Here is a 15,269-nt window from a genome sequence, read left to right as displayed (position 1 = left end):
ATGGTATACTTAACTTTGATTATTTTCCAATTATGTGATATAATTTTTTATTGCGTGAAAAGACGAAAAAATATATATAAAATAGGAGTGTTACCATGTCTGAAAAATTCGAAATTGGTGCGGTAGTTGCTGGTAAAGTTACTGGTATTCAACCATACGGTGCATTTGTTGCTTTAGATGAATCAACTCAAGGTTTAGTTCATATTTCTGAAATCACTCACGGCTTCGTTAAAGATATTAACGAACATTTAAAAGTGGGCGATGAAGTGAAAGTTAAAGTTCTTTCCATCGATTCAGCTGCTGGAAAAATCGGCTTATCGATCCGCGCTACAGAAGAAGCTCCTGAGCGTACTGAAGCTCCGAAAAAAGCTCCGAAAAAACGCCAAGCATCTGTTAAAGCGACATCTCACATCGAATCTACTGAAGGTTTCAACACATTGAAAGACAAACTTCAAGAGTGGATTGAACAATCTCAACGCGAAGACTTAATCAAAAAATAATTTTTTAGAACCGGCAGATCCTCGATCAGCCGGTTTTTTTTGTCCTGGTGCACATGAATGAAATAAAGCCGGGTCATGTGTTTATCCATGGTCCGGCTTTATTTTATAGAACATAACATTGTCGATGATCAAGATCTCAGCGAGTCGGTTTGGTTTCAGGCTCCCTGGAAATTTCAGGACTTGGTTTAAAGAGAAGACCAAGATTAATGAGACCGGCAATTCCAACCAATCCATAAACGATACGGGCCATTCCAGCATCTTGCCCCCCGAAAATCGAAGCGACCAAGTCAAATTGGAAAAACCCTATTAATCCCCAGTTGATTGCCCCGATTATAGTAAGAACAAGTGCAATTCTTTGTATTCCACTCATTGTGCAGCCTCCTTTTTTTGAAAAAATCAGTTCTTTACTTATCATGCATTTTCAGCATGTAAATATACATCCACTCAAAAGTTACGGGCGGATGTTTTGTATTTAAATGGAACATTGGTCATAATAAATAAAAAGAAAAACTAGCCTTGGCCCTGTCGTTCATTCGAAAACGGAGTCAATGTGGCATTAAAGGAGAGATACCATTGGAGAATTTCACATATAAAAATCCTACAAAAGTAATTTTCGGAAAAGGTCAGCTTGAAAGCTTAAAAACTGAAATTCCCGCCTATGGCGATAGAATTTTACTTGTATATGGCGGGGGAAGCATAAAGAAAAATGGCTTATATGAAAAAGTGATCAATGCCTTGAAAGAGATCGATGCAGAGGTGCACGAACTTTCCGGAGTTGAACCGAATCCACGCATCTCAACAGTCCGGAAGGGTGTTGACCTTTGTAAAGAACATGGGATTGACTTTGTCCTTGCGGTTGGAGGGGGAAGCGTTATAGACGCTACAAAGGCCATCGTTGCAGGTGCTAAATATGAGGGTGATCCATGGGATCTTGTCATTAAGAAGGCACCAGTCGAAGAGGCCCTTCCATTCGGAACGGTGCTGACTTTAGCTGCAACAGGCTCTGAGGCGAATTCCGGATCTGTCATAACAAACTGGGAAACGAAAGAGAAATATGGATGGGGAAGTCCATTGGTATTTCCGCAATTCTCCATTTTGGACCCTGAAAATACTTTTTCAGTACCAAAAGACCAGACGGTATACGGAATGGTCGATATGATGTCACATGTATTCGAAACGTACTTCCACCCGGAAACGCATGCACCGCTGCAAGATCGTTTTTGTGAATCGCTGTTAACGACGGTGATTGAAACGGCACCTAAACTATTGGAAGACCTGGAGGATTATGAGCATCGGGCCACTATCCTGTATGCCGGAAACCTAGCCTTGAATGGGTCGCTTGGGGTTGGTTACAGCGGTGATTGGGCAACGCATAACATTGAACATGCCGTTTCAGCTGTTTATGACATCCCGCATGCAGGAGGATTGGCCATCTTATTCCCGAATTGGATGAAGCATGTGCTCCATGAAAATGTCGCACGCTTTAAACAAGTTGCAGTCCGTGTTTTCCATGTAGATCCGGAAGGTAAAACGGATGAGGAAGCTGCCCTTGAAGGCATTGAAAGACTTAGGTCATTTTGGAGCAGCTTAGGGGCGCCGACCAATCTTTCGGATTATGGCATCGATGACTCACAATTGGAAGTCATGGCTGATAAAGCGATGAGCAGAGGGGAATTTGGACGATTCAAAGTCCTGAACCGTGAAGATGTCCTTGCCATTTTACGGGCTTCCTTATAAACAAGTGATATGATCCGATCTCCCTCCTTGCCAGGTGGGAGATTGCTTTATATGCATAATTCGTTATTTACTTGATCGATTTCTTGATTATGAGAATTACATCAGATAAAGTGAAAGGGAAACTAAAGAATTCAAGGAGGAATTTGAATGGCCCATATTCGTTTCGATTATTCAAAAGCCCTGCCGTTTTTCGGGGAGCATGAAATTACCTATCTACAGGATGCTGTAAAAGTGGCACACCATTCCCTGCATGAGCAGACAGGGGCAGGCAATGAATATCTTGGCTGGCTTGATTTACCCGCCAATTATGATAAAGAAGAATTCTCAAGAATCAAAAAAGCGGCCGCGAAAATAAAAGAAGATTCAGAAGTGCTGCTGGTTATCGGAATCGGTGGATCATATCTGGGAGCACGGGCAGCAGTTGAGATGCTTCAACATAGTTTTTATAACATTCTACCTTCGGATAAAAGGAAAGCACCGCAAATTTTATTTGTCGGTAATAATATAAGCTCTACATATATGCAGGACGTGATGGACCTATTGGAAAATAGGGATTTCTCGATCAACGTCATCTCTAAATCCGGTACGACCACGGAGCCTGCACTGGCCTTCAGGATTTTCAGGAAACTGCTTGAACAAAAATACGGCGTTGAAGAAGCTAAGAGCCGCATTTATGCTACGACTGATAAAGAGAAGGGCGCATTAAAAACGGTAGCAACGGAGGAAGGTTTCCAAACATTCGTCATTCCTGATGATGTTGGCGGACGTTACTCGGTCTTAACGGCTGTAGGGCTGCTTCCGATTGCTGTCAGCGGGGCGGATATCGATCAAATCATGGAGGGAGCCGAGCGTGCCAGGGCCGACTTCAGTTCTTCCGAGCTAGGGGAGAATCAGGCATACCAATATGCGGCGGTTCGGAATATCCTTTACAATAAAGGGAAAACGATTGAAATGCTGATAAACTATGAGCCTGGACTTCAATACTTCTCTGAGTGGTGGAAACAGTTATTTGGAGAAAGTGAAGGAAAGGATCAAAAAGGGATATTCCCTTCATCGGCTAACTTCTCGACCGACCTGCATTCATTAGGGCAGTATGTCCAGGAAGGACGGCGTGATCTTTTTGAAACGGTCATCAAAGTCGATAAGGCCCGTCATGAAATCGTGATTGAAGAAGCGGCCAATGACTTGGACGGCCTGAATTACCTAGCAGGTGAAACGGTGCAATTCGTGAATAATAAAGCATTTGAGGGTACGCTGTTAGCCCATACGGACGGTGGCGTTCCCAACCTGATCGTAACGGTTCCTCAGCTCGATGCTTATACTTTTGGCTACCTTGTATATTTCTTCGAGAAAGCTTGTGCAATGAGCGGTTACTTACTGGGAGTAAATCCATTTGATCAGCCTGGAGTGGAAGCCTATAAGGTGAACATGTTTGCTCTTTTAGGCAAGCCGGGTTATGAAAAGAAAAAAGCGGAGCTTGAACAGCGCTTATAATATAAAAGGCAACAAGCCGGAATAACATCCGGCTTGTTGCCTTTTTTTTGGTTCAACGCCAAAGGGTAAGAATAAACATATTCGATACTGGTATCGAAAATGAAAGTGGGGGGGTAATTAGTATCGAGGAGCTAGAGAAACTGAGAACGGTTCCCCGGTCCGCAAGAAGCCTGCCTGCCGGATGGAAAGAAGATGTAAGATGTTAAAACAAGAGAAAATCAAAACTGGAATCATATTGGGAGACTTAAATATTTTTATATCTTTTGGTGCTGGGGTTTTATCCTTTATCTCTCCTTGCTGTTTGCCCTTATATCCTGCTTTTTTATCTTATATTACAGGATTATCAGTTAACAAATTAAATAGCAGGCCAATTTTATTTACGATCTCTTTTATGAATACATTGATTTAATTAGACAAGTAGGTGCTATTTTGATAATTGTTTTTGGTTTAATGATTATTGGGGTTTTTCAACCAAAATTCTTAATGATGGAAAAGAAAATAACTTTTAAAAATCGCCCATCCGTTAGATAGGTTCTATTTTAATTGGGATAGGATATGCTGCTGGTTGGACTCCTTGCATAGGACCCATATTAGGGGCCGTTGTAACCCTTGGTTTGTCTACAGGTCAGATGTTAATAATACAAAAAGTGAACCTGACTAAAAAAGAAGGCAAAGAATTATTTAAAAAAATCCTAGTTCATTCAGAGAAAAAAGGAATTCCCACTTTTCCCAAAAAGAAAAAAGCCTAAAGCGGTTTTTCTGCTCAGGCTCTTTTTTTAGCTTTTGGTCTTCATATAAATTTGAAACAAAGTTTGATCAAAACACGCAATAAATATATTTAGTTTAGCATTGAACTAAAGAATTTAATACCAACGAGTATACAAATATCCCCACAAATGACCACGACCATATACACCTTGAAAGAGAACATTAGCAGTAGCGCGTGCAAAATTTAGTGAAAATAGATTTAAAATGACCTAAGATACTTGACTGCAGTCTCAGCATATATCTCGGCAGATTCTACTAAGTTCTCCACTGAAACCCGCTCATCGTACCCATGGATAGTGTGTTCCAGCCCAGGACCGTAAAGGACGGTTTCAATGCCATGGCGCCGGAAGTGACTGGCATCACTTGAACCAAGCAAAAGTACGCTGAAGACGGGTTCCTCCATTCCAAGGACACGCTGGATTCCCAGTTCTATGGCCCTCACAATTGGACGATCCTCTAAGGTCCAGTTCGGGTTAGTACAGGGTACCATTGGCTCTACAACCGCACCTGGCGCTACAGCACTAACAAGATTCCTAGCGATATCAAGTACAAACTCGGGCTTCATACCGAATGGAACCCGGGTATCCACTTTAATGATACACTTGTCTGCGACGACGTTCACATTTGTTCCTCCCTGGATTATACCTGGATTGTAAGAGGGACGATAAAGTAACTGTGACAGTAAGGGATTTCCTAGACTCTGAGATAGGAGCCACTCAGTATTGTACAAAAGTTGACAAGGCTCTGGCGGAGGCGTTGCCTTGAGCTCCCATAGCTTGGTTAGTGCTTCGACCGCGGCTGCCCCTCTTCGTACGGCGGAGATTCCATAAAGCGGTTGTAGGCTGCCATGATCTGTCTGACCTGGTATGATCACCTGCATCCATGCCTTGCCCTTTTCACCGGCATTCGGATGGTAGCGGTCCGTTGGTTCACCAATCAGACAAGCATCACCCTTAATCAATCCTTGATCCAGGAGCGAGGCCACCTCAATGCCGCCAGTCTCTTCATCCGGAGAGGCAATAACTCCTAGGCTACCTTTCAAATTAAGAGTGGGGGCGAACTCCTGAAGTAGTCCAGCCACAAAAATCAGTGATGCCAAGCCTCCTTTCATATCGGAGGCTCCCCTACCCAAAAGCATACCTGCTCTGACTTCTCCTGAGAAAGGATCGAAGGTCCAATGTGAACAATCGCCTGCAGGTACGACATCTGTATGTCCACAAAATAGGAGCCGTGGACCAGGTACCCTGGTTAAGGGAGCATCACAGGCCACGGTAACCAGCGCATTTTCGCTACGGCGGTGCTCGGTAATCAAGAACCCTTTTGCTGCTAGGTATCGGCTAATATGGCGTCCCATTTCTGCTGACCGCTTCTTAAACTCGGGCGATGGATTTTCAGATGGAATTCGAATAAATGAAGCAGCAAGTTCGACTAATTCCTGTTGCCTTGACCTTATCAGTTGCCGGATCATTCTGGTACTCATATAAATACATCCCCTCCATGTCCAGCATTAGCCGCAAGTATTTCTATACTATTCTATGGGCTGTTCCTAGTTCATATTTCTGAGGTTAAAAGTGGGGAATTTAAAGTCTCGTTCAATGCTATAGTTAAACTTAATGAGCCAAAGAGCCAAAGTAATATATGGGCAGCGTCAGGAAAATTGTGCTTAACGTTGTAAAACCGCATTTTTCCTGACGCTACCAGCAGAAGATCCAGTAATTACGAATGGAGGAGGAGGAGGGAGCGACGAAGCTGAAATAAAAGCGTAAGGAAAGCTTGGAAATCAGTGAGGAAGCCAATCTTCCTTTATGCCTGATCAAGGGGACAATAGAGTCATTCCAGGTTTTTTTTAGGCGCTTTGGTTAAGCTAATAGAAAATTAGCGAAAGAGGTTTTATACAATGATTAAAATTTCTTCTCAGTTGGAAGGGAAAACATTCGGGTTGTTCGATTTGGAGACAAAATTAAAACCGGAAGGATATGCGATAGGCGGAGGATGGGATTATGACCACGGGTCTTTTGATTATAAGATTGATGACAGTGATGGCTACCAATTCTTGCGGGTCCCTTTCAAGGCTGTTGATGGTTCACTCGATCAGGACGGGGTAATGGTCGAACTCTTACAACCGTTCTTGTTATCTCATAAGTACGAGGACGGGAATGACGATGAAGGAAATATCGGAAACCTTTCCGCCTCCTTCAATCAGTTTGCCGAGCCTGAAAATCCGGATGCCGAATTTCCGGAAAACTATATCTCTTTAGGAAAAGCGCTTGTCCGTAATCTGGAAAAGCTTTTATTACATTAATCATCAATGATGATTAGAGTGTCATCACGATGGATGATTACATCTCCGGGGGGCTTGATTAAGGTCTTGCCTCCTGAAATGATGCCAACCAATAAAATGTTTTGATCGAATAGCTTAACGTTCAGCTGTTTGAACGTCAATTCCGCCCAGTCATCCTGGATGGGCAGCTGTTTGAGGCTCAATCCATCCAGCTCATTTTGTTCTCTGGCTTCCGTTATGATCCCCTTCGATAAGCAATCCTGCATATATTCACTCGCGAATTTATTCGTTTCGACTATACCGTCCGCCCCAGCCCGTAAAGCATTTTCCTTTTGTTCATGCGTCAATATTTCCACAAGACAATATACATGCGGATTCAGCCCTTTGACGGCCAGTAACGTTAAAATCGAGAACATATCCGTTTGCAGTTCGTCTTGTTTAAGGTCAGCCGTGATCAGGACGCGTATGGCTTGTTTAATATTGGCTTTCTGCAAAATGGAATCCAATGTAGCTTTTCCTTGGATAAAGTGGATATTCGTTCGTGGAAGCGGGTGCTTTTGCAGTGTATCATCGATAAGGACAATGGATTGATGGTGCTTGCGATCATGGATGTTTTGGATGATTCTCTTGGAACGGCCATTCCAGCCCACAATGATAATATGTCCGCCGCCGCCGAATACTTTCTTTCCTGTTAGAAATTGCTGTTCATTTGAAATGGAAATTTTTGCAATGTACGCAAAGTAAGAGGTAATCAGGCCGGCGCCTGACAAAATGAGGACCATCCCAATGATTTTGCCAAGATTGGTCACGGGAGTGAAATCTCCATAACCCACCGTTGACATCGTCACGATTGCCCACCAGATGCCATCAAGTAAGGTGGGGAATCTCTTCGGCTCCACAATGTGGATCAAGACCCCGAATGAAAGTAAAAATAATGCGATGATGGAAAGCAATCTGATGAAACGCGGAAATCTGGGAACGGTGCTGATGAATGGACCGAATCGAATCATTATTTTCACACCCTTTGAGCTGATCCTTATAGTATGGTCAAAAAAGGCATGGCTCATAAGGGTCCGGACAGACAAACTTTGAATGATGAATATCGGCATATTGCCTGATCGAATTACGGTAAATGATAAAAGCCCTCCGGAAGATGTCGGAAGGCTTTTAGTGCTGAGTCACGTATCCTGAATGGACTTCATGCTCGATGGTTGATTATATGCCCATTTCAGCTTCGGTATTCCTAAATCTTTTGTTAAACCCTTCTCCGGACGTTAAAGTTATCACTGATGAGCAGCCAGTTTTGAGGGAAGGCTAAGCCGAGCTTCCAATAACTCATTCCCCTTAGATTCAGTTCTTTGATTAAATCGAATTTTGCCTGAATCGATCTGGCATCTTCAAACCACACCTCATGCTGCCTATCCTCTATATCGGTATAGTTGAAGTGCGGGGCCTGTGCGGTTTCATCATACTCGATGGCAACATTATTGGCCGCCGCAATCTGGATGGCCTGCTGCGGACTCACAGCCTTGGCAGTGGATCCCTGTACAAAAGGCAGGGTCCAATCATAGCCATATAGGTTTTGCCCCATCAGGATCTTGTTGGAAGGAATATCGGTGACGGCATATTCGAGAACTTCCCGAACAGGTCCAATAGGAGACACAGCCATTGCCGGTCCGCCGCTATATCCCCATTCATAAGTCATGATGATGACGAAGTCGACGATTTCACCATGTGCTTTATAGTCATGTGCCTCATACCAACGGCCTTTTTGCTCAGCACTTGTTTTAGGGGCCAGTGCCGTGGAAATGAACCATCCTTCCTTCTTGAAGCGATCCCTTGCTTTTCGGAGAAATTGATTATAGGCTTCTCTATCGGCCGGCCGTAAATACTCAAAGTCAAAGTGGATATCCCGGAAACCGTATTTCTTTGCCGTTGTAACGATATTGTTCAGGAACTTATTCTGAACGGAAGTATTCGTTAAGATGATTCGCCCGAGCTCATCGCTGAACTGGTCATTCTCCTGATTTGTAATCACCATCATCAGGACATTTTTATTTTCCCTGGCGATGGCAGGGAAGTCATCGAGCAATGGCTCTTTTAAGGAGCCGTCTCGCAGCGCCTGGAAGCTGAAAGGGGCTAAGTAGGTTAAATATGGCCCAGCTTCCCTGGCGGCCGTCTCAAGGGCCGGTGCAACCGTCGTACCCCTCGGCTCGACATAGCCGTTGAATTCGGCGGTCCTTTTCCTCCGTGCCGGAATATAAAGCCGGTATCCAACGGATAGGATTTGATTTTCGGAAATGCCATTTATATTTGCCAATTCTTGAACAGGGACATCAACCCTTTGGGAAATGGAATAAAGACTATCACCCGGTTGAACGAAATAATAACTGCCGACGATTGGAATGACAAGGGCCTGCCCCGAAACAAGATTATTTGGGTTAGGGATCTTATTTGATTCAACGAGCCTGTCAACGGTTACGCTGTACGTCTGGGCGATGCCATATAACGTCTGGCCTGGCCTAACCACATGTATTTGCAATTCTTTTCCCTCCTACTGAAAGTTTCCTAACAGTTTATGAGCATAAAAAGAAATTCATGATAAAGAGCTCAGGATTGGGAGAAACGCAAACGAAAAAAATTCAATAAATTGGCAATAATAATTTAAGCTTAAAATGCTAATTAATATTAGTAGGAGGTGAAAAACACATGGCAAACAACAATAACAGCAATCAACTTTTAGTATCTGGTGCAGAACAAGCCCTACAACAAATGAAGAATGAAATCGCTAGTGAATTTGGTGTAAACCTAGGTGCTGACACTACTTCTCGCGCTAACGGATCTGTTGGTGGGGAAATCACAAAACGTTTGGTTCAAATGGCTGAACAACAACTAGGCGGTTCAAACTTCTCTCGTTAATTAATTGAATAAATATGGATTTGAAAGAGAAGGAGCATCGCTCCTTCTCTTTCGCATGGTTCAGCCATGTGACTGCCAAGCTTTTAAAATCTTGATTGCCCTTTCAGGGAAATCGGTCATGATGACGTCGACTCCCAACTCTGCCAGCCTGACGATGTCGGCTTCATCATTGGCGACCCAAGGCCGGATTTTATATCCGAGTTTTTTCGCTTTTTCTTTAACCGCTGGAGTCAGGCTGTTTTTATCTGGATGAAAACCCGATTCCTTTTTATCACGTAAGATTTCTTCGAAGTTTTCAGGAAGTCCCTCGAACAATAATGCCCGTTCAAGATCTGGGGCAAGCATCTTCACTTTTTCAATGGATTGATGGTTGAAGGAAGAGAGGATCACCCGGTTTTCCATTCCATATTGACGAATTGAATCAATGATCTTCTGTTCGATTCCTTCATAAACGAGTTTATCCGTCTTGATTTCGACATTCATCAATAAAGCATTTCCCTTAGCCCAGTCGAAAACGTCCTTTAAAAAAGGAATCCGCTCCCCAAGGAATTCATTGGAAAATTTGCTCCCGGCATCAGCCGTTTTCAGTTTTTGTGCCGAATGATCTTTTACATGACCAGTAAGGGTGGTCGTTCGATCAAGTGTTTCGTCATGGATGATGACCAATTCCCCGTCAGAACTGAGGTGGACATCGAACTCGATCCCCTCGGCCCCGATTTCTGCCGCCTTTTGAAAGGCTGCCATGGTATTTTCAGGATGCGTCCCCTTGGACCCTCTATGGGCGAAAATCAGTATGTTTTGCAAAATCATCACTTCCCCTTTAAACTTTATCTTGAACMCTATCATACATGTACGCTTGAATTGTTTCAGCAATGTTTAATAGACAATATTTTAAACAACGAGTAAAATACATATGGTATTTCCATAAATAGGTGTTCGAAACATGAGGTGAATAAAATGAATATGTGGGAAATTTTTGTTGCAGTTATCCTTGGTCTTGTAGAAGGATTAACTGAGTTTGCTCCTGTATCGTCAACAGGGCATATGATTATCGTCGATGATTTATGGCTGAATTCGAAAGAGCTTTTCGGGAGTGAAGTGGCTAATGCCTTTAAGGTGGTCATCCAGCTTGGTTCGATACTCGCCGTTGTGGTGCTCTTCTGGGGGCGATTCATGGACTTGCTTGGTTTAAGGAAGCTGAAAGGCACATCCGCTGGGAACGGCCAAAAGCTTAACCTATTGCAGATCATTGTCGGATTGTTGCCGGCAGGCGTTTTAGGTCTATTATTCGAAGATTACATTGATGATCATCTATTTACGATGAAGACGGTTATCGTCGGATTGTTCCTAGGCGCATTTTTGATGATTGCTGCGGATAAATTCCGTCCAAAGCTGACTGCAGAGACGGTTGACCAAATCACTTATAAACAAGCCTTAGGTGTAGGATTAATTCAATGTTTGTCACTATGGCCGGGATTTTCCCGTTCAGGTTCAACGATATCAGGCGGTGTGCTATTAGGGATGAGCTATCGGGCTGCTTCCGATTTCACGTTCATCATGGCAGTGCCGATCATGGCTGGTGCCAGTCTCTTGAAAATCGTGAAATACTGGGATAGCTTCACGCCTGAAGTCCTGCCATTCTTTATTGCAGGTTTCATCAGTGCATTTATCTTTGCATTATTCTGTATCCGCTTTTTCTTGATTTTAATCAATAAAGTTAAATTGACTCCTTTTGCCATTTACCGGATCGTCTTGGCGGTTGTGCTTCTATTCATTATTTGGTAATACGAAATGAAGCTTGAAAGAGGAGAGGAACCACCCCGTTGATTCGGGGTGGTTTTTTGTGCGTCCGAAAATGAGCAGGATTCCTATGAAATTAATAACGAATGATAATTTAGTTTTTAAGTTTTTAATTCGTCATTATTGAGTAAAAACTCAATAAATCTTTTTATAATAAAAAAATATTCGGTTTTCAGTGCAGTTTCAGTCATAATTAGTAAAAAAATATAAATAAAATAAAACTGCCTGAGCGTAATGATACCAACGTGTTTGAGTATTTTCCGGAATATTCAAATGATTACATAAACTATTTCCATATAATTTATATGATATAATTTTAGTATAAATAAAGTACATGTGTACACCTGGGGAGGACAACATGAGAAATGACCAATTGAAGAAAACGATTGGCTTTTGGGTTGGAACATCTATTGTAGTTGGTACAGTTATCGGTTCTGGTATTTTCATGAGACCTGGTGACGTGCTTGAATTGAGCGGTAATTCAACCATGGCCTTGTTAGCTTGGCTGATAGGCGGTCTGATTACCCTTGCAAGCGGGTTGACGATTGCGGAAGTGAGTACACGGATTCCTAAAACGGGCGGCTTATATGTCTATATGGAAGAAGTGTACGGTAAAGCATGGGGATTCCTATGCGGCTGGGTTCAGACATTGGTATACGGACCTGCAGTCATGGGCGCACTCAGTTTATACTTCGGGTTATTAGTTGCAGGAATATTTAAGATCGCTTCAAGCTACTCTTTGGCGATAGGGATTCTTACGATTGTATTCATAGCAGGCATGAACTTGCTGGGGACAAAATACGGCGGTATCATCCAAACCTTATCGACCGTTGCTAAATTGATCCCGATCATTTTCATAGCGGTATTCGGGATCGCACAAGGTGATATGCCTGTATTCAATATCGATAGCGAAAGTTCAATGAAAATCAGTATGGCCGGTGCGATTTTGGCAACGCTCTGGGCGTATGATGGCTGGATGAATGTCGGCTTCATGGCAGGGGAAATGAAAAACCCGCAGAAAACGTTGCCGCGGGCAATCATAACGGGATTGGTCGTGGTCATGGTCGCTTACTTGGGTGTGAATCTTGCCATGCTTCATGTATTGGGGGCGGAGGGAGTCATAGCCCATGGTACGAATGCAGCGAATGTTGCAGCAACGCTTCTATTCGGTGAATTGGGCGGGAAATTGATATCGATCGGAATTGCGATTTCAATCTTCGGTTGCTTGAACGGAAAGCTTTTGACCTTCCCGCGCATTACCTTGGCGATGGCGACTGATAAAATGATGCCAGGCCATAAACAAATCGGAAAAATATCGCCCAAGTTCAAAACGCCTATAAATGCCACGGTATTGCAAGTGTTCATTGCAATCATCATGATGGTAGCAACAGACCCTGACAAACTTACCAATATGGCTGTTTTCTCTGTCTTCTGTTTTTATGGATTAGCCTTCTTTGCGGTCTTCATCTTACGCAGAAAAGATCCGGATGCAAAAACGTATAAAGTGCCGTTTTACCCATTCATCCCCATCGTGGCGATTGCTGGTGCAATATACATCGTTTTAAGCACGTTAATCCAAACACCTTTAAATGCCCTGTACTCAGTGATCATCCTCATTATCGGTATGCCAGTGTACTGGCTCCTTAAGAAAAGCGAGCGGGATGGTAAACGTTCAAATTAATGAAAAAACCTTCACTGCATGCAGTGAAGGTTTTTTTAGTTGCTGGAATGAAATTTTCCCGTTGGATAGAGTGGTGAAATAGACAACTCGGGAAGTTCGTATTAACATAGGGGGAAAGTTAAATAGTGAAGGGTCTGAACAAAAGTGAATTATATCGAGCCTGCTGGTAAATCATTCAGGAAAACGATCTTGGCTTTATTTCTCGGTAGCTTTGTAACGTTTGCGGATCTGTATAGTACCCAACCGGTCATTCCGGTTTTCGCAAAGCAATTTGGAGTCTCTCCTGCAATTGCAAGCCTTACATTATCTTTCGCGACTGGAACGCTTGCACTCTGTTTATTGCTCGTTTCTTTTTTCTCAGAAAATATCGATAGGAAAAAAATAATGGGGACGGCGCTCACTCTGTCTGCATTGTTATCCATATGTGTCAGCTTCATCCAGGATGATCTATACATCCTGATCGCAATTCGGGCGATTCAAGGAGCGGTGCTTGCAGGTTTCCCGGCCATTGCTATGGCCTATATCAATGAAGAATTTCATCCGAAAAGCCTTGGCTATGTGATGGGGATCTATGTGAGCGGCTCGAGTATCGGCGGATTGGCTGGCAGGCTGATTGTCGGGGTGCTGACCGACCATTTCTCATGGAACATAGCGATTGGAAGCCTTGGAGCTCTAAGTTTGATCATCAGTCTGGCTTTTTGGTGGATGCTACCGCCTTCGCAGCATGCTGTCCGCGTACGGGTCTCATTATCGAGAATCAAAACCTCCCTTATCAATAACTTAAGGAATAACAGACTAGTACTCTTATTCGGCATGGCCTTCCTATTAATGGGCTCGTTCGTTACCGTTTATAACTTTGTGGGTATACCTTTAATGGGACCGCCATATCATTTATCACAGACATTGATTGGCTTCATATTCATAATCTATCTTGTGGGGACGTTTAGTTCAACATGGATGGGGAAGCTTGCCGATCAATATGGTCGGAGTGTCGTACTTCTTATCGGAATCGCAATCATGCTGATGGGCGCCCTGTTAACTTTATTGGACCCGCTTTTGCTGAAAATAATGGGGCTTGCCCTGTTTACATTTGGCTTTTTTGGAGCTCATTCCATTGCGAGCAGCTGGGTCGGCAGTTTGGCAGATAAGAGTGAAAAGGCACAAGCATCCGCATTATATCTCCTGTTTTACTATGCAGGATCAAGTATAGTTGGGGCATCAGGCGGTTTATTCCTGATGAAGTTCGGCTGGGGAGGGGTCATCTCGGCTGTATCCATTCTGATCCTCCTTGCTGCCGCTTGTGCGATGATGGTGGAAAAAGTGAAAATCGTTAAATAAAATGATCTTTTCTATCATGTTTTTCCGGAATCCTGAATATAATCTAGTGAAAATGGATATTGAATAATAGATTGATAAGAGAAGAGGGTATTAGATAGAGTGAAACGAAAAGCAGTAATTCTCATTGGGTTAATAGCCGTTTTAATTATATTATTCGTTGTATACTTAACAAGTCCGGGCAGATTGCATAAGGTGCAGATTGTTGAAAAATACTATCCGCATTTCTCCGATGGCAAGGCAGTCGGTTTTAAGACGAACGAAGTCATTGATGTGACGGAAACCGAAGAGGGATCCAATTGCGCAATGAAATTCGACAATGGGAAAACGTTTGAAATTGATTGTGACCGTTATTTAACATACAAAATTGATGAAACAGTCTATATTACTACTGAAGGGAACCATGTGGAAGAGATCCGGAGAAAAAGGTAGTAGCTTTTCGATTTTTAATGACGAAAGAGCTGGGCTTGCCTAATAAACAACTCAGCTCTTTTATTTTTATCCCATTCAAAAAACCCAGGCCAATTTGGACTGGGCTTTTTCATTTTTTATCTTTGCCTTTACTTTTATCCTTTTTATTACGCCGAAGTACATCCAAGATTCTGCGGCTGTTATTTTTACTGTTTATGAGCTCGACTAAATCGCTCATGTTTTCAGATTCGAAGTCTTGTTGATCTTTTTTCATGTTCATCCCTCCAAGTCATATATCATAATACCCTTATCAAGAAAAGGGTAAACGTCTATTAGCATATTG

15 protein-coding genes and 1 pseudogene are annotated in these 15,269 nt (G+C 42.9%); 10 read left to right on the top strand and 6 right to left on the bottom strand.

The window, feature by feature from the left end:
• The first annotated feature begins 95 nt into the window (after nt 1-95).
• On the top strand, nt 96-500 hold the full coding sequence (yugI, locus tag AC1DVB_RS09035) for a S1 domain-containing post-transcriptional regulator GSP13 (protein ID WP_034310304.1): 405 nt from the start codon (nt 96-98) through the stop codon (nt 498-500).
• Nucleotides 501-636: 136 nt separating this feature from the next.
• On the opposite strand, the gene AC1DVB_RS09030 is transcribed toward yugI, so the two are convergent.
• Nucleotides 637-870: a DUF378 domain-containing protein gene (locus tag AC1DVB_RS09030; RefSeq protein ID WP_034310308.1), complete on the bottom strand. Its 234-nt coding sequence runs from the start codon at nt 868-870 to the stop codon at nt 637-639.
• A 203-nt stretch (nt 871-1,073) separates the two neighbouring features.
• On the opposite strand from AC1DVB_RS09030, the gene AC1DVB_RS09025 reads away from it, so the two are divergent.
• The 3 genes and pseudogenes from AC1DVB_RS09025 to AC1DVB_RS09015 form a co-directional block, all read left to right on the top strand.
• Nucleotides 1,074-2,237: an iron-containing alcohol dehydrogenase gene (locus tag AC1DVB_RS09025; RefSeq protein WP_477588993.1), complete on the top strand. Its 1,164-nt coding sequence runs from the start codon at nt 1,074-1,076 to the stop codon at nt 2,235-2,237.
• A 147-nt stretch (nt 2,238-2,384) separates the two neighbouring features.
• Complete coding sequence (locus AC1DVB_RS09020) at nt 2,385-3,731, top strand: glucose-6-phosphate isomerase (RefSeq protein ID WP_048678018.1); 1,347 nt, start codon at nt 2,385-2,387, stop codon at nt 3,729-3,731.
• A 235-nt stretch (nt 3,732-3,966) separates the two neighbouring features.
• A pseudogene (locus tag AC1DVB_RS09015) lies at nt 3,967-4,354 on the top strand (cytochrome c biogenesis CcdA family protein); the annotation flags it as partial.
• 344 nt (nt 4,355-4,698) lie between these two features.
• Here AC1DVB_RS09015 and AC1DVB_RS09010 read toward each other — a convergent pair.
• Nucleotides 4,699-5,979 (bottom strand): M20 family metallopeptidase, encoded by a 1,281-nt coding sequence (locus AC1DVB_RS09010; protein ID WP_477588991.1) that lies wholly within the window; start codon nt 5,977-5,979, stop codon nt 4,699-4,701.
• A 417-nt stretch (nt 5,980-6,396) separates the two neighbouring features.
• Between AC1DVB_RS09010 and AC1DVB_RS09005 the strand changes: the two genes are divergently transcribed.
• Nucleotides 6,397-6,801, top strand: a complete 405-nt coding sequence (locus tag AC1DVB_RS09005; protein ID WP_057278022.1) for a YugN-like family protein — start codon at nt 6,397-6,399, stop codon at nt 6,799-6,801.
• On the opposite strand, the gene AC1DVB_RS09000 is transcribed toward AC1DVB_RS09005, so the two are convergent.
• Together AC1DVB_RS09000 and AC1DVB_RS08995 are read right to left on the bottom strand one after the other, a co-directional pair.
• Nucleotides 6,798-7,790: a potassium channel family protein gene (locus AC1DVB_RS09000; protein WP_477588989.1), complete on the bottom strand. Its 993-nt coding sequence runs from the start codon at nt 7,788-7,790 to the stop codon at nt 6,798-6,800. The genes AC1DVB_RS09005 and AC1DVB_RS09000 overlap by 4 nt on opposite strands.
• Nucleotides 7,791-8,035: 245 nt before the next feature.
• On the bottom strand, nt 8,036-9,322 hold the full coding sequence (locus AC1DVB_RS08995) for a glycoside hydrolase family 18 protein (protein ID WP_239859673.1): 1,287 nt from the start codon (nt 9,320-9,322) through the stop codon (nt 8,036-8,038).
• 167 nt (nt 9,323-9,489) lie between these two features.
• Between AC1DVB_RS08995 and AC1DVB_RS08990 the strand changes: the two genes are divergently transcribed.
• A complete protein-coding gene (locus AC1DVB_RS08990; protein WP_034310322.1) occupies nt 9,490-9,699 on the top strand; it encodes an alpha/beta-type small acid-soluble spore protein in 210 nt (69 codons plus the stop codon).
• Between the two features lie 60 nt (nt 9,700-9,759).
• On the opposite strand, the gene AC1DVB_RS08985 is transcribed toward AC1DVB_RS08990, so the two are convergent.
• Complete coding sequence (locus AC1DVB_RS08985) at nt 9,760-10,503, bottom strand: glycerophosphodiester phosphodiesterase (RefSeq protein ID WP_377331274.1); 744 nt, start codon at nt 10,501-10,503, stop codon at nt 9,760-9,762.
• A 153-nt stretch (nt 10,504-10,656) separates the two neighbouring features.
• Between AC1DVB_RS08985 and AC1DVB_RS08980 the strand changes: the two genes are divergently transcribed.
• The 4 genes from AC1DVB_RS08980 to AC1DVB_RS08965 all read left to right on the top strand — a co-directional run bounded on the left by AC1DVB_RS08980 (nt 10,657) and on the right by AC1DVB_RS08965 (nt 14,947).
• Nucleotides 10,657-11,484 carry an undecaprenyl-diphosphate phosphatase gene (locus AC1DVB_RS08980; RefSeq protein ID WP_063574787.1) on the top strand — a complete coding sequence of 276 codons (828 nt, stop codon included), beginning with the start codon at nt 10,657-10,659 and terminating at the stop codon, nt 11,482-11,484.
• 373 nt (nt 11,485-11,857) lie between these two features.
• Nucleotides 11,858-13,180, top strand: a complete 1,323-nt coding sequence (locus tag AC1DVB_RS08975; protein WP_063574788.1) for an APC family permease — start codon at nt 11,858-11,860, stop codon at nt 13,178-13,180.
• 144 nt (nt 13,181-13,324) lie between these two features.
• Nucleotides 13,325-14,518, top strand: a complete 1,194-nt coding sequence (locus AC1DVB_RS08970) for an MFS transporter (RefSeq protein WP_328097358.1) — start codon at nt 13,325-13,327, stop codon at nt 14,516-14,518.
• Between the two features lie 99 nt (nt 14,519-14,617).
• Nucleotides 14,618-14,947 carry a hypothetical protein gene (locus AC1DVB_RS08965; RefSeq protein WP_034310337.1) on the top strand — a complete coding sequence of 110 codons (330 nt, stop codon included), beginning with the start codon at nt 14,618-14,620 and terminating at the stop codon, nt 14,945-14,947.
• Between the two features lie 109 nt (nt 14,948-15,056).
• Here AC1DVB_RS08965 and AC1DVB_RS08960 read toward each other — a convergent pair whose 3' ends face one another.
• Nucleotides 15,057-15,200: a hypothetical protein gene (locus AC1DVB_RS08960; RefSeq protein WP_158226130.1), complete on the bottom strand. Its 144-nt coding sequence runs from the start codon at nt 15,198-15,200 to the stop codon at nt 15,057-15,059.
• Nucleotides 15,201-15,269: the final 69 nt, after the last annotated feature.

Source organism: Peribacillus sp. P4_D6 (genome assembly GCF_056401795.1).
Note: the sequence above shows the minus strand (reverse complement) of the source record. Positions and strands in the feature narration are given on the sequence as shown.